The organism is Staphylococcus sp. 8AQ (assembly GCF_902506595.1).
GTDB lineage: Bacteria > Bacillota > Bacilli > Staphylococcales > Staphylococcaceae > Staphylococcus > Staphylococcus pasteuri.
This window is the reverse complement of the sequence record NZ_LR733871.1, coordinates 469,001-486,707: the sequence shown is the minus strand read 5'-3', so window position 1 is coordinate 486,707 and position 17,707 is coordinate 469,001. Positions and strand designations below refer to the sequence as shown.

The window sequence follows — 17,707 nt, the reverse complement described above, 5'->3', positions numbered from 1 at the left end:
CCTTTTATTATCCTGCAGTATTAATTTGTTGTTTTAATTTTTCTGCTTCAGTCTCTGTGACTAAGACAAAGTGTTCTGGTCTTATTTCATACAATTGTTTATTTTCAATATCGTTATCATCAGGTTGATATGTAATACGTTTTCTTTGTCTTTCAACGTCAGGATCAGGTTGAGGAATAGCTGATAGTAATGATTTTGTATAGTCATGTAATGGGTGGTTATATATATCATCTGCTGGTCCTAATTCGACAATTTTACCAAAATGCATAACTGCTATTCGGTTAGAAATATATTTCACCATAGATAAGTCATGAGCGATAAATAAGAAAGTGATTCCTCTTTCTCTTTGTAATTTCAACATGATATTTACAACTTGTGCTTGGATAGATACATCTAATGCAGAAATCGGTTCATCCGCAATAATAAATTCAGGTTCTACAGCTAATGCTCTTGCAATACCTATACGCTGGCGTTGTCCTCCAGAGAATTCATGCGGGTATCTATTGGCATGTTCTTTACTTAAACCTACTGTTTCCAAAGCATCATATACACGCTTTTTTCTATTGCGTTTATCAGTCGCTAAATGATGAATATCAATACCTTCACCAACGATATCCATCACTTTTAGACGAGGGTTTAATGAAGCATATGGGTCTTGGAATATCATTTGAATTTTCTTGTTAAATTTCAACATATCTTTTCGTTTATTAATTTTATGAATATCTATACCGTCATATATTATTTCACCACTAGTGATATCATTTAATTTAATAATGGCTTTACCAGTTGTTGATTTACCACAACCAGATTCACCAACTAAACCTAATGTTTCACCTTTATAAATGTCGAAAGAAATATCTTCAATTGCTCTGACTTCATTCTTTTTCCCTTGATTGAAATATTGTTTTAAATGTTTCACTTCTAAAAGTTTAGTTTTGTTATTATTCATTAAACGCCACCCTCTCTACTTTGATGGGTTTTTCATAACGATTCGGTAAATCTTTAAATCGCTTTTGTACTGCCAATGGCGGTTCTACTTTAGGTGCACGTTCATCTAATAACCATGATTTCACAAAATGTGTTGGAGATACCTGAAACCATGGTGCCTCTTCTTTAAAGTCAATATCTAAAGCATATTGGCTACGTCGTGCAAATGCATCACCTATTGGAGGATGTAATAAATCTGGTGGTGTTCCTGGAATCGCTATTAAATCAGTTTCATTGCTTGTAGTTAAATCAGGCATTGATGACAATAATCCCCATGTATATGGATGTTTAGGTCCATAAAATATTTCATCCACATTACCTGTTTCAATCATTTGCCCACCATACATAACAGCAACTCTATCAGCAATATTGGCTACTACTCCTAAATCATGGGTGATAAAAATGATAGATGTATTAATTTTTTGTTGTAGTTCTTTCATTAAATCTAATATTTGAGCTTGCATGGTTACATCTAATGCAGTTGTAGGTTCATCAGCAATAAGTACTTTTGGCTCACAAGCAAGCGCTGTAGCAATTACAATTCTTTGTCTTTGGCCACCGGAGAATTGATGCGGATATGCATTAAATCTTTTTTCAGCATTTGGCAATCCTACCAAATTTAAAATTTCTAACGCTCTACGTTTTGCCTCAGATTTACTCATTTTTTTGTGCTTAATTAGAGGTTCCATGACCTGTTTTCCTATTTTCATTGTGGGGTTAAGCGATGTCATTGGATCTTGGAATATCATTGAGATATCTCTACCACGTAATTTGATTAATTCTTTTTCACTTTTCTTCGCAAGGTCTTCTCCCAAAAAGTTTATTTCTCCCTCTTTAATACGACCAGAATCACCTTGGAAAAGTTTAGTAATTGCTTTAGTTGTTACAGATTTACCAGAACCTGATTCCCCTACAATTGCTAAAGTTTCTCCTTTGTTGAGATAAAAATCCACACCCCTCACAGCTTGTACTTCTCCAGCTGTAATATCAAAAGATATATGTAAATTATTAACTTCTAAAATTCTTTCTGACATAAACTGCACTCCCCTCCTTTATTTACGCATTTTCGGATCAAATGCATCGCGTAATCCATCACTAAATAGATAGAAGAATAATATTAATAAACTTAAAATAATCGCTGGTATAAATAATTCATGTGGATGAATTAATAACATTGCACGCCCATCATTTACCAGTGAACCTAATGAAGTTTGAGGTGCTGGCACACCGATTCCGATAAAGCTTAAAAATGCTTCAAAGAAAATCGCACTTGGTACAGTAAACATTGAAGTAACAACAATAGCACCTAACGTGTTAGGTAAAATATGTTTGAATATAAGTTTGAATTTTGATGCACCTAGTGTTTGAGAAGCTAATACAAATTCTTGATTTTTGAGTTTTAAAAATTCACCTCTAACCACACGACTCATGCCTAACCAACCAGTAATAGACATAGCTAAAATAATTGTCCAAATTGAAGGTTCAAAAATTAACACAAAAAGAATAACGACAATTAAGTTAGGAATTGAGGCAATAACCTCTAAAATTCTCTGCATCACATTATCAATACGACCACCAAAGAACCCTGATATTGCACCGTAAGTAACCCCAATAAAAATATCAAGAAGGGCTGCCACAATGCCTATGAATAACGAAACTTGAGTACCTTTCCAAGTTCTTGTCCATAAATCTCTACCAAGTTGGTCTGTACCAAACCAATAATTATCTTTGGCATGCGCTTCTTTGTATGCATCTTTACCATCTGCCCCTTTTCCATCAAAAGGCAAGAATGGTACTTTATCTAAAACTGCTATTTTAGCAGGTAAATTTCTATGCTCTACGTTTTGAGCTGCATAATCTCTGTTGCTCATCAGAGGTCCAATAAATGCAAATAACACAATAATAATCAGACCTATCATACCTACTACTGCTAATTTATTGCTTCTTAATTGCGCCCAAGCATCTTGCCAGAAATTCTTACTTTCGCGTTGTAATTCTGGTTCTTGATTTAAATCTAATTCTCTAATAACAAAATCAGTAGAAACTGCTCCTTTAGAGGTATGTGACATTGCTGCATTTGAATAATCTTTATCCATTCGTTTTTCTGTCATTACTTTTTACCTCCTTGAACACGAATTCTCGGATCAATTACGCCATATAAAATGTCTACTATAAAAATAGAAACAATGAATAATGTGCTAAACAGAATTGTTGTTGCCATAATAACAGGGAAATCATTAGTAGTTATTGAACGTACAAATTGGTCCCCTAAGCCAGGTACACCAAAGATATTTTCAATTGTTAATGTCCCTGTTAAAATTCCTGCTAACATCGGTACCAAAATCGTGATAATTGGAATTAATGCATTACGTAACGCATGACCAAATAACACTCTCATTGTTGAATTACCTTTAGCACGTGCTAATAGGATATAATCGGAGCTGAGCACTTCAATCATTTCGGCCCTTATATACCTTGCAACAGTTGCTAAAACTACTGCTGATAAAGCAAGTGACGGTAATACTGCTGTAGAAAAACCTTCCCATCCAGCTACTGGAAACCATCTCAAACGAACTGCAAAAACGTATTGTAATAATACTGCTAATACAAATGATGGTACTGAAACTGCTATAACTGAAATTACTGTTGTCGTATAATCAACCCATGTATTTTGTTTTGTTGCTGCCGCAACCCCTAATACCAAACCAAAAATAATTCCAATAATCATTGCTGTAATACCCATCTCAAATGATGGTAATAATCTAGGTTTAATAAGTTCCCAAACTGGTTGATTATGATATTGGAATGAATAACCAAAGTCCCCAGTTACTACATTTTTTAAATAATGTACGTATTGTACAGCTACCGGATCATTTAATCCATATTTTTCATTTAAAATTGCTTTTTGATCAGCATTTAACTTAGCATCATTAAACGGTGATCCCGGCATCATTTTCATTAAGAAAAAAGTAATTGTAATAATAATAAACAACGATAAAAACATATATCCTAATCGTTTAAATATGTATTTTCCCATCTAATTCCTCCCGATTATTTTCAAAATTGACATTCCCTTCAAAATTTTCTGAATACTTAACTAGTATTATATATTTACAATGCATATAAAATCAATATAGTTTTGCGTTAATGCAATAAAGCAATCATTTTATAAAAATATATTTTTTTGTTTTCAGAATAATTTGGTTGAGTTAAACTATAGACAATACTTAATCGGAGTGGTTTTATTGAAATCGATAAAAAATTATTTATTACCGTTATTTATAACAGTCATCATATCTTTTCTATTTTGGATTTGGACTTCTCATACATGGACTGATTATATTAACGTCTTATTTTATGTATCTTTAATTTCTTTCATACTATTGTTTATTATTCTTTTAGTACAGGAAGGCATATTCGATGTCACTAGTTATGGTTTTCGACGTTTAACATACCAACTTTCATCTAATTCGAAAAAGAAAAGTATGAAAGATGATGCGTTTTTTAATCCTAAAAGCGCAAAAAAGGAACACTACATGATTTCCTCATGGGTGCTCCCTAGTCTTTGTATTAATATATTGTTAGTTATCGTCACTATTATTGTTTCTTTCACTATTTAAAAACGCAAGTGTCACATTAAGCCGACACTTGCGTTTTGTATATTTTAGTCTTCGAATTTTTTGAAAATCAGTACTGCGTTATGTCCACCAAAACCTAAACTATTACTCATTGCATGTGTAATTTCTAAGTCTTGAGCTTCATTAGGCACATAATCTATATCACATTCTGGATCAGGTGTTTCTGCATGAATCGTTGGAGCAATTTTTGAATCTCTAATTGATAAAGCAGAGAAAATCGCTTCAATACCACCAGTTGCGCCAAGTAAATGACCTGTCATAGATTTTGTTGAGCTAACTTTTAATGTATTAACTGCATCACCAAAAGTATTCTTGATAGCTTGTACTTCGTATAAGTCACCCATTGGAGTACTTGTACCATGCGCATTTAAATATTGAATATCTTTTGCTTCAATGCCCGCATCATCAAGTGCTGCTTGCATTGCTCTAGAACCGCCTTCACCTTCTGGCGCTGGTGCAGTAATATGGTAAGCATCACCTGTTGTACCATAGCCCACAATTTCTGCATAAATTTTAGCACCACGTGCTTTTGCAGATTCAAGAGATTCTATAACTACAATCCCTGCACCTTCACCCATAACAAAGCCATCTCTGCCTTCTTGGAATGGACGGCAAGCCGTTTCTTTATCATCATTTGTAGATAATGCACGACTCGCACTGAAACCAGCAATAGCCATATGTGAAATAGGAGCTTCCGTACCACCAGTTATCATTGCGTCCGCATCACCACGTTGAATGATTTTAAATGCTTCACCAATTGAGTTAGTTCCTGTTGCACAAGCAGTTACAGTTGAGCCACTTGGACCTTTAGCACCTAAATCAATAGATACTTGTCCTGTCGCCATATCTGGAATTAACATTGGCACGAAGAATGGACTTACACGTCTTGGTCCGCGTTCAACTAATTGAGTATGGGCTTTTTCGAATGTTTCCATTCCTCCGATACCTGAACCAATCCACACACCAATACGATTTGCATTCGCTTTAACGTCTAACTGGGAATCTTGTACTGCTTCTCTAGCAGCAACAACTGCATATTGCGTAAATCTATCCATACGACGTGCTTCTTTTTTATCAATAAAATCTTCTACATTAAAATCTTTTAATTCGCCTGCTAGATGCACATTATAATTTTCAGTATCAATTCTTGTAATAGTATCGATACCATTAACTCCTTTTAGTGCATTCTGCCATGTTGTTTCAGCATCGTTACCGATTGGAGATAAGGCTCCGATACCAGTAATAACAACTCTATTATTTTCACTCATTAGTTATCCTCCTATTTTCCCCATTTAATAACCATTGCACCCCAAGTAAGTCCGCCACCGAAACCTACTAAAACTAGCGTATCGTCATCTTTAATTTTACCATTTTGTAACTCTTGATTAATACTTAACGGTATTGAAGCAGCAGATGTATTACCGTATTTATTAACAGATACACTCATTTTTTCAGGTTCAATACCTAATCTTAAACGAGCTGATTCCATAATTCTTATATTTGCTTGATGAGGTACAAATAAATCGATATCTTCTGAAGTTAAACCTGCTTTTTCAACAACACGTGTTGACGCATCGCCCATTATTCTTACAGCAAATTTAAATACTTCACGACCATTCATTTTTAATTTCTTAGTTTCTTTATCTAAATATAAGTATTTTCCGCCACTACCATCAGATCCCATTTCGTAACTAATAATACCACGACCTTCTGATACTTCGCCAATAACAACTGCACCAGCGCCATCGCCAAATAAGACAGCTGTAGAACGGTCAGTTAAATCAGTAATTTTAGATAATTTATCTGCGCCTACTACTAGTATATTTTTATAATCACCTGATTGAATATATTGTTTAGCAGTAATCATTGAATACATAAAACCAGAACAAGCTGCTAACTGATCCATTGTAGGTACTTTTCCTGTACCTAAACGTTCTTGTAAAATATTAGCAACACTTGGGAATGGCATGTCACCTGTCGCAGTCGCTACTATAATCATATCTATATCTTCTGGTTGAATACCAGCATCTTTAATTGCTTTTACACTAGCTTCGTAAGCTAAATCTGATGTATCTTGATCTTCATTAGCCCAATGTCTTTCTTTGATTCCAGTCATTTTAGAAATCCATTCATCTGATGTTTCTAAAAATTGTTCAAAATAGGCATTGTCTACAATATTTTCTGGAGCGTATGCCCCGAAACCTTTAATACCCACATCCATGGTTGTACACCTTCTTAATAAATTTTTAATACCAGGTATTAATTTAACATATTTTTCATTTTAAACTCAAGTATATAGAAATCTAATTGAATAGCTGCTATCTCTACACATACTTATATGATTAGCTATACAATCATTAAATACCGTCATTTAAATAGCTTTTTAATTTCAACTAATACAAAAATGCTTTAATTAAATCATATCATATATAAGTTTGATACCACTGTTTCAAACTCATTTGGATTCACTCTATACAAACAATCTTTTTTCCATTAAAATATATGTATATATACTATATTGGAGGTTGCATGCAATGAAATACCTCATGACATTCTTTTGGGCATTCGTTTTATTACAAATGGTCAATTTCGTATTGAACAGTTTAAATGGTGAAGGTAACAGCTTAAATGTTGTTTCACCTATCATTATGGCAGTTATATTTACAATAACAACTGCTATTTTAGGTGCAATAATTAGTCCTAAAAATAAATCTGAACAATACGAATAAGTAAAAACTGGTAGCAGACTTTTATACAGTTGCTACCAGTTTTTTTATAATTTATATCATAAATTTACTATTTTTAAATTTTTCTCCCCGTCAATTGTACACTTGTTTCGTCAATTTTATGTTTGTTTACTTGTTTTAAAAAGTCATTCAAATAAAATCCATTATCTAAATCTAATTTTTCTTTTAATGCATAAACTGTTAATTCATATTGATGATCTTTGTCAGGAGGTGTGGGTCCTACATAATACTTATCAATTGCTGAGAAATCTTCTCCTAATAAGCCACTTGTGAAACTATTCTTTCCTTGAATACCGTCAGTCGTAATTCTAGAGAAATCTTCTTTTACAGAAATATTTGAATTTGAAACTTTAAGATTTGCTACACTCCAATGAATCCAGGCAAATCCACAAACTGGAATAGCATCATAGTCTATTAATGACCAAGCAAGATATTGAGTATCTTTAGGAAGTTCAGTCACTTCAAAAGGAAATGATTTGATTGGATTGCCATTGATTATGTCACTTTCATTTGCGCCAGCTGCATAGGCATATGGGATAAAATTGTTTTTAAATTCTGTGTTGATTTTCATGATGTTCACTCCTCGAATGATTACTGTTATTTTTATTATATTATAAATTAACTAATTAAAGTATATGCATCATTTGTTTAGTTCAATATGTGAATCAATCCATACTTTTAAATACTAAAATCCACCTTTTACATCACAAACAAAAAACCAAGAAGATGAACTTACGTTCAAATTCTTGGTTTTAGTTATTTATTATTCAGGTTTGTTAACATCAAATGTTAGTTCATTGTTTTCATCTAAATCTACATATATTTTAGTACCTTCTGGTAAGTTTTCTTTAATCATCATACGTGCTAATGGTGTTTCAATTTGTCTTTGTACAAATCGTTTCAATGGTCTTGCACCAAATTGAGGTTCATAAGCTTCTTCACCTAACCATTTTTTCGCTTTTTCAGTTACTTCAATAGTTATTCTTTGATCTACTAATCTTATATTCAAGTTACCAATAATTTTATCGACAATCATACTCATATCGTCAACTGATAATGGTCTGAATAATACGATGTCATCCATACGGTTTAAAATTTCTGGTTTGAAGTATGCATGTAAGCTATCCATAACAGCTTTTTCAGTAGATTCACTAATATCACCTGTTTCAGATACTTGATCTAACAATACTTGTGAGCCAATATTACTTGTCATAATAATAATTGTATTTTTAAAATCAACGCTTCTACCTTTAGAATCAGTTAATCGACCTTCATCTAAAATTTGAAGTAATACGTTAAATACATCACTGTGGGCTTTTTCCACTTCATCAAGTAAGATAACTGAGTATGGGTTACGTCTTACCGCTTCAGTTAATTGACCACCTTCATCATGACCTACATAGCCTGGAGGGGCACCAATTAATCTAGACACAGCATGTTTTTCCATATACTCACTCATGTCGATTCTGATCATGTGTTTTTCAGAATCAAATAATGACGCTGCTAATGATTTAGCTAATTCAGTTTTACCTACACCAGTTGGTCCTAAGAATAAGAAACTACCAATTGGTCTATTAGGGTCTTTGATACCTGCTCTGGCACGTACTACAGCATCAGAAACTAAATCTACTGCTTTATCTTGACCTACTACACGTTTATGCAAAATATCACCTAAGTGCAGTAATTTATCTCTTTCAGTTTCTACTAGTTTTGATACTGGGATACCAGTCCATTGACTTACGATATCTCCAATTTCTTCGTCAGAAACGATTTCACGAATCATTCTGTCGTTATCTTCACCTTGCTCATCTTGGAAGACATCTTCTAATTCTTTTAATTCTTTTTCTAATTGAGGTATTTTACCATATTGTAATTCTGCTGCTTTTTCAAGATTATTATTAGTTTGCGCATCTTCTAAAGCTTTTCTACTTTCATCCAATTCAGCACGTTTTTCTTGTAATTTAGCAATTTTTTCTTTTTCTTGTTCAACACGAGATTGTAATGAGGCTTGTTTTTCTTTTTCATTAGATAATTCTTCTTGAAGTTCTTCGAGTCGTTGTTTACTTGCATTATCTGATTCGTTTTTTAATGCACTTTCTTCTATTTCTAACTGCATTACACGTCTATTGACTTGGTCTAATTCAGTAGGATTTGAGCCCATTTCTGTACGAATAGTTGCACAAGCTTGGTCGACTAAGTCAATCGCTTTATCCGGTAAGAATCTGTCAGTAATATATCTATCAGATAATTCTGCTGCTGCAACTAAAGCACGGTCTTGAATACGTACACCATGATATACTTCGTAACGTTCTTTTAAACCACGTAGGATTGAAATTGTATCTTCAACATCTGGTTCGCTTACGCCTACTTTTTGGAAACGACGTTCTAAGGCAGAATCTTTTTCAATATACTCTCTATATTCATTTAATGTTGTAGCACCAATACAATGTAATTCACCACGTGCTAACATAGGTTTTAACATGTTGCCGGCATCCATAGCACCGTCTGTTTTACCTGCGCCTACTAACATATGAATTTCATCAATAAATAGGATTATTCTACCATCAGATTCTTTAACTTCTTTAAGTACTGCTTTCAAACGTTCTTCGAATTCTCCTCGGAATTTTGCACCTGCAACTAAGGCACTTAAATCAAGCTCGAAAATAGTTTTGTCTAATAATGATTCAGGCACGTCTTTTTTAACAATTCGTTGAGCTAAACCTTCAACTATTGCTGTTTTACCTACACCTGGTTCACCTATAAGTACTGGATTATTTTTTGTTTTACGGCTTAAAATACGAATCGTATTACGTATTTCCTCGTCACGGCCAATGACAGGATCCATTTTACCTTGACGCACTTCTTCTACTAAGTCACGGCCATATTTTTCTAATGCTTCATAATTTACTTCTGGGTTCTGGCTAGTCACATGATTTCCCCCTCTTATTTTATTTATAATTTCTTTGATAACTTCAGATTTATTACCTATGAATTCTTTAGTTGTTTGATCAATGTCCATAGCTGCTCTTAAAACATGTTCCATTGAAATGAATTCATCATCATAATCATTCATGTAAGTTTCAGATTTGTTCATTAATTCGTTTGCTTTAGAACTGATATATTGTCCATATTGAACATTATCACCTTGAACAGTTGGATAAGATTTTAACTTCTTATCATAAGCTTTTTCTAATTGGTCTACGTCAATATTTGCACGTTCTAACACACTTTTAAATAAACTTTCACTTTCGTTTAATGTTGCTTTTAGTATTGCTTCTATTTCTATATTTTGTAATTCAAATTCTTTACTATATTCAATTGCTCTTTGTAATGAGCCTTGAATAGCAAAAGTCATTTTATTTATATCCAATTGTTTTCACCTCTATTTATTTAGAGTCAGTCATTCATTTATCAAAGTTTATTTTTGACTTTGACTTTCTTTGACCTTAACTATATTATAGTCCTCTTTTTAAAATTAATCAACAACTTGAACCTAAAATTTTTATTAATTTTAATCAATTGAAATTTGAATAGATAATACTTAAAAAATCAATCTAAAAACCTCTTTAAGTATTGAATTGACATATTTTCAAATAATAAACAAAGAAGTAGTATTGAGTACGTTTAGTTTAATAAACATCTTTCAATACTACTCCATTATTTGATTAGATTATTTCTTTTTAATATGTTTTAAAATTTCGTCAGTAAGTGCTTTTACGCCACTATTTTCTAAATGAATGCCATCAGGTGCAAAGTACTCTTTATGATCCTCTGATCTTTTATACCAATCAATTAAAGTCACATTACTCTTATCTTTTGCTGCATCAGCCATTAGCTTATTAACATGATTTTCATAACCTCTTGGTACTCGTGTATTGACTAAATAAATTTGAGCTTTACCAAATTTACTAATTAAATCATCAAGCTGTTCTTTATTAAAATCGCCATTAGTACCTAATTCTAATACAACTTGATCAGATTTTTTATTATAATGAGAATAATTTTGTTCTGCTAATGGAATCGCTTGATATAAATTTCTACCAACTTTACCATCAATTTTAGCTTTTGGTACACTGTCTTTAAAAGTTTCTCCTATGTCTACCATTACTGAGTCACCTATTAATAATGGACTAATATCTGTATCTACATCTGTATCATTTTTTCCATTTTGACCAATTTTATCAATAGGAATCATTCTAATTAAATACTTATCTTCTAAATCTGTGTTAAATGAATTGGACTTATGATTAATTTTATCTTTACCTAATCCATCAAATGAACCAATCATAATAAAAGCAAATGGAATAATTAAAATAATAATCGTAATCGTTCTAATAAGTGCAGGTTTATACTTACGTTTCAAAGTAAATGCCTTTAAACCTTGTTTTCTGAATGGCGTTTCTACATAACGATATGACAACTCAGCGCAAACAAATGTTAAAACAATATCTATAATGTAGACATATAAAGGAATTTGTCCATCAATATAATAGCTATGAATAAAACTAATAATCGGAAAGTGCCATAAATATAAACTATAAGACCGTTTACCTATGTATACAAACAAAGTATTACCTAATAGTTTAGACACAAATGTTGCTGGATGCACCACACTAGCAATGATAAATAAAGTCATCGCAGAAATAATATAAAATCCACCATTATAAATCCAGTCACTTTCGTCTTGAACAGTTACAAATAATAGAATTAAAAATGCCAATCCTAATATACCTACTATATCTATTGCACGCTGTAACGCTTTAGGAGGTTGTGCTTTTAATTTGAATGGTGGCCATAAAAATGCCAATATGACACCCAATAATAATGTTTGTAAACGCGTATCTGTACCAAAATATACTCTTGAATGGTTCAGATGTGGCTCTGAAATGATAATCATTAACATAAGTGATAATAATGAAATGATCCAAAAAATGAGCGTCACATTACGGTATTTCTTTAAAGTTAGTAATAAAGTAATTAAAACTATTGGAAAAACTAAATAAAACTGTTCTTCAATAGCTAATGACCATAAGTGTTTAAGTGGCATAAAAGAGAATTGTTCAAAATAGTTAACATCTTTAGCGATATACCACCAATTTGAAACATAAAATATTGCAGCAATAATATCATGTTTTACTCTAACTATCTCTTCTGATTTAAAAAGTAATGTGGCTATACCAACTACTAATAATAGCGCTAATACAGCTGGAACTAACCTTTTCAAACGACGTAACCAAAAATTCTTTAAATTGATTATGCCATTTTCTTCGTATTCTTTTAATAATAAGCTCGTTATTAAATAACCTGAAATAACAAAAAATGTATCTACACCTAAAAATCCGCCTGTTAACCATTGTTTATTTAAATGGTAAATAATAATGCCGATAACAGCAATTGCTCTTAAACCATCTAAACCAGGCATATATCTTAATTTCTTTCCCCTATTTCTAGTGCTTTTATATTCCTTATTCATATTTCACTTTCTTCCCCATCAAATCATTTTCGAATATTCATAGTAGTTTAAGTTTTATATTAAAATAGTCATGTATCTTGTATTTAATCTAAGTTTCATTACTTATTGAGAAATAATTAAAACAACTTGATAAATCTTATGACTAATAATGATTTGGTTAAAATAAACTTGCAACAACTTATTTATTACTTAAATTTATTGCATTCAAGTTACAATTAGTCTTAATTATTGTAATACAACCGTAATATAAATTCAATTTAAATAGCAATTGAATATTATTTATTTAATGACGATTGGATTTTTTTAAATTTATTAATAAATACATTTTTATTTTCAGAATATTGGTTTCTTATCGTTTAGATAGCATAAATTTTCAAATTTAATTCATTTTAATTTGCCATCTCTAATTTAGACAACATAAAAAAGAATGGTATGTAATGTATACACGCAATGTGTATATTACTACATAACCATTCTTATTATCAGAATTAGATTAACCAACACCTAGAGCAATTTTCGCGTATCTAGACATCATATCTTTATTCCAAGGTGGATTCCATACGATATTAACTTCAGTATCTTGAATTTCTGGAATTTCTGCTAATACAGTTTTAATTTGATCAATAATTTGCGGTCCTAAAGGACAACCCATAGAAGTTAATGTCATCTCAACAGTACAAAGTCCTTCGTCATCTACATCAACTTTATATACTAATCCTAAATTAACAATATCAATACCTAATTCAGGGTCGATTACCATTTCTAGAGCTCCTAGGATACTATCTTTTAATGCCTCTTCCATTAGTATCACCTCTCTACATTTTTCTTTATACTAATATATCAAATATCCGACAAAACGCCAATAAAATGCTATGATACAACTACAATATATTATTACGACATAAGGAGAACGTTATGCAGCCTCATTTAATTTGCTTAGACTTAGATGGAACATTATTAAATGATAATAAAGAAATTTCTAATTATACAAAACAAGTTTTAACAGAATTACAACAACGTGGTCATTCAATCATGATTGCTACAGGCCGTCCATATCGTGCCAGTCAAATGTATTATCATGAATTAAATATGGATACGCCGGTCGTAAACTTTAATGGTGCGTATGTACATCATCCTAAATCAAACGATTTTAATACAATACATGAAGTTTTAGATGTTGATATTTCTAAAAATATTATCGAAAAATTACAGCAATTTCATGTAACTAATATTATTGCTGAAGTAAAAGATTATGTGTTTATTAACAACCATGATCCTCGTTTATTTGAAGGTTTCTCAATGGGAAATCCTAGAATACAAACTGGTAATTTATTAGAACAACTTAACGAAGCACCAACATCTCTATTAGTAGAAGCAGAAGAAAGCAAAATTCCAGAAATCAAAGATAAATTAACACAGTTTTATGCTGAAAATATTGAACACCGTCGTTGGGGTGCACCATTTCCTGTTATTGAAATTGTTAAACGCGGTATTAATAAAGCTCGTGGTATTGACCAAGTTAGACAATTTTTAAATATTGAACCAGAACATATTATTGCTTTTGGTGATGAAGATAATGACATCGAAATGATTAAATACGCACAATATGGTATTGCTATGGACAATGGTCTTCAAGAACTTAAGGATATTGCTGATGAAACTACATTTAGTAATAATGAAGATGGTATTGGAAGATATTTAAATAATTTCTTTGATTTGAATATACGTTATTATTCATAAGAATAGCGTTTCAACACATCTGAGATAGATATACTATGCTGTCTCAGAATTTTATTATATCAGGGGGGATAACCGCATGAGTAAAATAGTTGTCGTCGGTGCAGTTGCAGGTGGTGCAACTTGTGCAAGTCAAATTAGACGTTTAGACTCTGAAAGCGAGATTATAATTTTTGAAAAAGATAGAGATATGAGCTTTGCCAACTGCGCATTGCCTTACTATTTGAGTGATACAATTACTGAAAGAGAAAAAGTGTTAGCTTATACTCCGGATAAGTTTTTTGATAAAAAACAAATATCAGTTAAAACGTATCATGAAGTCATTGCTATTAACGATGCTAAACAAACTATAACCGTTAAAAATAAAAATACAAATGAATCATTTGAAGAATCATATGATTACTTAATTTTAAGCCCTGGTTGTAGTGCAAATCGACTTAATTTTGATACAGATATAGCTTTCACATTAAGAAATTTAGAAGATACAGACGCTATCAATTCATATATTGATAAAAATAATGCTCAAAAAGCATTAATTGTAGGTGCTGGATACATTTCATTAGAAGTATTAGAAAATTTATATCATAGAGGATTAGATATCACACTTATTCATCGTTCTGAACAGGTAAATAAATTAATGGACCAAGATATGAACCAACCTATCTTTGATGAATTAAAAGATAAACATATTCAATATCGTTTAAATGAAGAAATTGCTGATATAAATGGTAATGAAATTACATTCAAATCAGGAAAAAAAGAAGACTACGATATCATTATTGAAGGTATAGGTACTAAGCCTAACTCTGATTTTGTAAAAAATTCTAACGTTCAACTTGATGAAAAGGGATTTATTCCAGTGAATGATGCTTTCCAAACAAATATAAATAATATTTATGCTCTTGGAGATGTCATTACTTCACATTACAGACATGTTGATTTAAAAGCAAATGTTCCTCTAGCCTGGGGCGCACATCGTGCTGCGAGTATTATTGCTGAACAATTTGCAGGAAACGATAATGTTAAATTTAAAGGATATCTTGGATCTAATATTGTTAAATTTTTCAATTATACGTTTGCTAGCGTTGGTGTTAAACCTGAAGAATTATCTCAATTCAATTATAAAATGGTAGAAACTAAACAAGGCGCACATGCAGGTTATTACCCAGGAAATACACCATTACATTTGAGAGTATACTTTGATCAGGATACTAGAAAAATCATACGTGCAGCTGCAGTTGGTCAAGAAGGTGCTGATAAACGTATTGATGTATTATCTATGGCCATGCAAAATAATATGACTGTTGATGAATTAACAGAGTTTGAAGTTGCGTATGCCCCACCTTATAGTCATCCTAAAGATCTTATTAATATGATTGGATATAAAGCACAATAAAAAAACATGCAAAACGGTTAATTAAAACCGTTTTGCATGTTTTTTATTTTATAAATAATTTAATGACCTATCCTAAACCTAACATTTTTGAGATAGGACCCCAAGGAAGAATAACACCAATTGCCATTGTTATAATAATTAAGACAATAGTACTCCAAAATAATTTTGTAGAATCTTCGTGTTTCTTTCTTTTAGTAATAGAAATTTCCATTAATGCAATAACACCTAAACCACATAACATCTTCAATGTTAAAAGCATATGATTGCCACCTTCACCATTACTGGCTGCAGCAAATTCTTTAATTAATTCCCAAAAACCAGAAATTAATGTTAATATCATAAACAATCTTAATGCCATTTGTAATGGTTTAAAATATGGTGTAGCTCCTTGTGCTTTAGAAACGTTTAAGTATGCAGCAATAAAAAGAATAATTGCTAATACCCAACTTAAAATATGAACATGTAACAAATTAATGTTCCCCCCACTTAAAATTTTACTTAACTAATGATACCACAAAACGAATAATTTATTTTAAATGATATAAGTATACAATTTATTCCCCATTTTAGAGATTGTTCGTCATATTAATAAACAAAAATAATGAGAGTAGTACAGAAATATAAAACGCTAACCCTATGCCCATACAAAATTATAGCCTGAGACATTTGTTTATGTCCCAGGCCTATAACTAAATAATCTAATTGATTATTACTAGTTTAATCTTATTCAGAAATGTAAGTAGTTAACGTACCAATATTATCGATAGTTACTTTAACTTCATCACCAGGTTGTAAGAATTTTGGAGGTTGCATACCAGCACCAACACCAGCTGGCGTACCAGTAGCAATAATATCTCCTGGATGTAAAGCAACGTATTTAGAAATTTCTTCGATTAATTCGTCAATTTTTAAAATCATTTCTCCTGAGTTACCATCTTGACGAATTTCATTGTTTACTTTAGTAACAATATTAACGTTTTCAGGTGTAGGTAGTTCATCCTTAGTTACGATATATGGTCCCATTGGGCAACCACCTGTTAAACTTTTAGATAAGAATGCTTGGTCGTGGTTATTTTGGGCATTACGGTCAGTAATATCATTGATAATTGTATATCCATAAATATAGTCTAACGCTAATGCTTTAGGAATTTTCTCTCCTGATTTACCAATTACAATACCTAACTCGCCTTCATAATCTAATTGATCAGTAATATCTTTGTGATTTGGAATTGTTGCTAAATCACCTGTTAATGATGATGCTGCTTTAGTGAAAACATATAATCGTTGTACTTCATGGTTTAATTCACTTGCATGATCTTCATAGTTACGACCAAATGCGATAACGTTATTTGGTGGAGTAACCGGTGGTAAAAATTCAATATCATTAAATGAAATTTTATAATCTTCAGCTTTACCGCTATCTTCAGCAGCTACAACTGCTTTACGTACTTGTTCTTGGAAATCTAACGTTTGGTTTTGTTGTAATCCTGCTAATAATGTTTTCGGATGAAAATCACTTTCTGCAAAATCTGCAAATACTAATGTTAAATCCCAAACAGCATCTTCACGTTTAACTTTAACACCATATGAAGTTCTGTCATTATGCTTGAATGATAAAAATTTCATTCATAATCAACTCCTCATCTATATCTTAATACATATTATAACTGTTATGACCATGAAATAACAAATATATAAGTAAGAAAATTAAGAAAGTTTCTACATATTT

At 31.6% G+C, this 17,707-nt stretch carries 15 protein-coding genes and 1 pseudogene; 4 read left to right on the top strand and 12 right to left on the bottom strand.

From position 1 onward, the window contains the following. Positions 1 to 9 precede the first annotated feature (9 nt). The 4 genes and pseudogenes from GVY01_RS02550 to opp3b form a co-directional block, all read right to left on the bottom strand. Positions 10 to 949: pseudogene (locus tag GVY01_RS02550) on the bottom strand (ABC transporter ATP-binding protein); the annotation flags it as partial. Continuing rightward, the gene (locus tag GVY01_RS02545; protein ID WP_017637400.1) at positions 942 to 2,021 is read right to left on the bottom strand and encodes an ABC transporter ATP-binding protein; all 1,080 of its coding nucleotides are present in this window, start codon (positions 2,019 to 2,021) and stop codon (positions 942 to 944) included. The gene GVY01_RS02545 and the pseudogene GVY01_RS02550, both read right to left, overlap by 8 nt. Positions 2,022 to 2,039: 18 nt before the next feature. Then, positions 2,040 to 3,098, bottom strand: a complete 1,059-nt coding sequence (gene opp3C, locus GVY01_RS02540) for an oligopeptide ABC transporter permease (RefSeq protein ID WP_017637401.1) — start codon at positions 3,096 to 3,098, stop codon at positions 2,040 to 2,042. Next, positions 3,098 to 4,024, bottom strand: coding sequence for an oligopeptide ABC transporter permease (opp3b, locus tag GVY01_RS02535; protein ID WP_046466517.1), 927 nt, complete (start codon positions 4,022 to 4,024; stop codon positions 3,098 to 3,100). The genes opp3C and opp3b overlap by 1 nt, the downstream gene beginning before the upstream one ends. 208 nt (positions 4,025 to 4,232) lie before the next feature. Between opp3b and GVY01_RS02530 the strand changes: the two genes are divergently transcribed. After that, positions 4,233 to 4,607 (top strand): DUF3899 domain-containing protein, encoded by a 375-nt coding sequence (locus tag GVY01_RS02530; protein ID WP_026083492.1) that lies wholly within the window; start codon positions 4,233 to 4,235, stop codon positions 4,605 to 4,607. A gap of 44 nt (positions 4,608 to 4,651) precedes the next feature. On the opposite strand, the gene fabF is transcribed toward GVY01_RS02530, so the two are convergent. Both fabF and GVY01_RS02520 read right to left on the bottom strand, forming a co-directional pair. Beyond that, the gene (gene fabF, locus GVY01_RS02525) at positions 4,652 to 5,893 is read right to left on the bottom strand and encodes a beta-ketoacyl-ACP synthase II (RefSeq protein ID WP_159333628.1); all 1,242 of its coding nucleotides are present in this window, start codon (positions 5,891 to 5,893) and stop codon (positions 4,652 to 4,654) included. A gap of 11 nt (positions 5,894 to 5,904) precedes the next feature. Then, positions 5,905 to 6,846: a beta-ketoacyl-ACP synthase III gene (locus GVY01_RS02520; RefSeq protein WP_017637404.1), complete on the bottom strand. Its 942-nt coding sequence runs from the start codon at positions 6,844 to 6,846 to the stop codon at positions 5,905 to 5,907. A 313-nt stretch (positions 6,847 to 7,159) separates the two neighbouring features. On the opposite strand from GVY01_RS02520, the gene GVY01_RS02515 reads away from it, so the two are divergent. After that, positions 7,160 to 7,354 carry a YjzD family protein gene (locus GVY01_RS02515; protein ID WP_017637405.1) on the top strand — a complete coding sequence of 65 codons (195 nt, stop codon included), beginning with the start codon at positions 7,160 to 7,162 and terminating at the stop codon, positions 7,352 to 7,354. A 73-nt stretch (positions 7,355 to 7,427) separates the two neighbouring features. Here the strand turns inward: GVY01_RS02515 and GVY01_RS02510 are convergent, their stop codons facing one another. From GVY01_RS02510 to GVY01_RS02495, 4 genes are all read right to left on the bottom strand, one after another. Then, positions 7,428 to 7,943, bottom strand: coding sequence for a YbhB/YbcL family Raf kinase inhibitor-like protein (locus tag GVY01_RS02510; protein WP_017637406.1), 516 nt, complete (start codon positions 7,941 to 7,943; stop codon positions 7,428 to 7,430). A 192-nt stretch (positions 7,944 to 8,135) separates the two neighbouring features. After that, positions 8,136 to 10,742, bottom strand: a complete 2,607-nt coding sequence (gene clpB, locus GVY01_RS02505; RefSeq protein ID WP_017637407.1) for an ATP-dependent chaperone ClpB — start codon at positions 10,740 to 10,742, stop codon at positions 8,136 to 8,138. A 300-nt stretch (positions 10,743 to 11,042) separates the two neighbouring features. Then, entirely contained in the window at positions 11,043 to 12,845 is a 1,803-nt protein-coding gene (locus GVY01_RS02500) for an acyltransferase family protein (protein ID WP_159333627.1), read from the bottom strand. Positions 12,846 to 13,338: 493 nt separating this feature from the next. Then, positions 13,339 to 13,647, bottom strand: a complete 309-nt coding sequence (locus GVY01_RS02495) for a metal-sulfur cluster assembly factor (protein WP_017637409.1) — start codon at positions 13,645 to 13,647, stop codon at positions 13,339 to 13,341. A 113-nt stretch (positions 13,648 to 13,760) separates the two neighbouring features. On the opposite strand from GVY01_RS02495, the gene GVY01_RS02490 reads away from it, so the two are divergent. Continuing rightward, a complete protein-coding gene (locus GVY01_RS02490; protein ID WP_017637410.1) occupies positions 13,761 to 14,585 on the top strand; it encodes a Cof-type HAD-IIB family hydrolase in 825 nt (274 codons plus the stop codon). Between the two features lie 76 nt (positions 14,586 to 14,661). Continuing rightward, positions 14,662 to 15,978, top strand: coding sequence for a CoA-disulfide reductase (locus GVY01_RS02485; RefSeq protein ID WP_017637411.1), 1,317 nt, complete (start codon positions 14,662 to 14,664; stop codon positions 15,976 to 15,978). A gap of 67 nt (positions 15,979 to 16,045) precedes the next feature. On the opposite strand, the gene GVY01_RS02480 is transcribed toward GVY01_RS02485, so the two are convergent. Together GVY01_RS02480 and GVY01_RS02475 are read right to left on the bottom strand one after the other, a co-directional pair. Further along, positions 16,046 to 16,447, bottom strand: a complete 402-nt coding sequence (locus tag GVY01_RS02480) for a YisL family protein (protein ID WP_017637412.1) — start codon at positions 16,445 to 16,447, stop codon at positions 16,046 to 16,048. A gap of 254 nt (positions 16,448 to 16,701) precedes the next feature. Further along, positions 16,702 to 17,604 (bottom strand): fumarylacetoacetate hydrolase family protein, encoded by a 903-nt coding sequence (locus GVY01_RS02475; protein WP_017637413.1) that lies wholly within the window; start codon positions 17,602 to 17,604, stop codon positions 16,702 to 16,704. Positions 17,605 to 17,707: the final 103 nt, after the last annotated feature.

Excerpts from the sequence above, each read along its gene's own strand:
- GVY01_RS02510 (WP_017637406.1), bottom strand. The coding sequence starts at position 7,943 with ATGAAAATCAACACAGAATTTAAAAACAATTTTATCCCATATGCCTAT.
- GVY01_RS02495 (WP_017637409.1), bottom strand. The coding sequence starts at position 13,647 with ATGGAAGAGGCATTAAAAGATAGTATCCTAGGAGCTCTAGAAATGGTA.
- GVY01_RS02520 (WP_017637404.1), bottom strand. The coding sequence starts at position 6,846 with ATGGATGTGGGTATTAAAGGTTTCGGGGCATACGCTCCAGAAAATATT.
- fabF (WP_159333628.1), bottom strand. The coding sequence starts at position 5,893 with ATGAGTGAAAATAATAGAGTTGTTATTACTGGTATCGGAGCCTTATCT.
- GVY01_RS02545 (WP_017637400.1), bottom strand. The coding sequence starts at position 2,021 with ATGTCAGAAAGAATTTTAGAAGTTAATAATTTACATATATCTTTTGAT.
- GVY01_RS02515 (WP_017637405.1), top strand. The coding sequence starts at position 7,160 with ATGAAATACCTCATGACATTCTTTTGGGCATTCGTTTTATTACAAATG.
- GVY01_RS02490 (WP_017637410.1), top strand. The coding sequence starts at position 13,761 with ATGCAGCCTCATTTAATTTGCTTAGACTTAGATGGAACATTATTAAAT.
- GVY01_RS02485 (WP_017637411.1), top strand. The coding sequence starts at position 14,662 with ATGAGTAAAATAGTTGTCGTCGGTGCAGTTGCAGGTGGTGCAACTTGT.
- GVY01_RS02500 (WP_159333627.1), bottom strand. The coding sequence starts at position 12,845 with ATGAATAAGGAATATAAAAGCACTAGAAATAGGGGAAAGAAATTAAGA.
- opp3C (WP_017637401.1), bottom strand. The coding sequence starts at position 3,098 with ATGACAGAAAAACGAATGGATAAAGATTATTCAAATGCAGCAATGTCA.
- opp3b (WP_046466517.1), bottom strand. The coding sequence starts at position 4,024 with ATGGGAAAATACATATTTAAACGATTAGGATATATGTTTTTATCGTTG.
- GVY01_RS02475 (WP_017637413.1), bottom strand. The coding sequence starts at position 17,604 with ATGAAATTTTTATCATTCAAGCATAATGACAGAACTTCATATGGTGTT.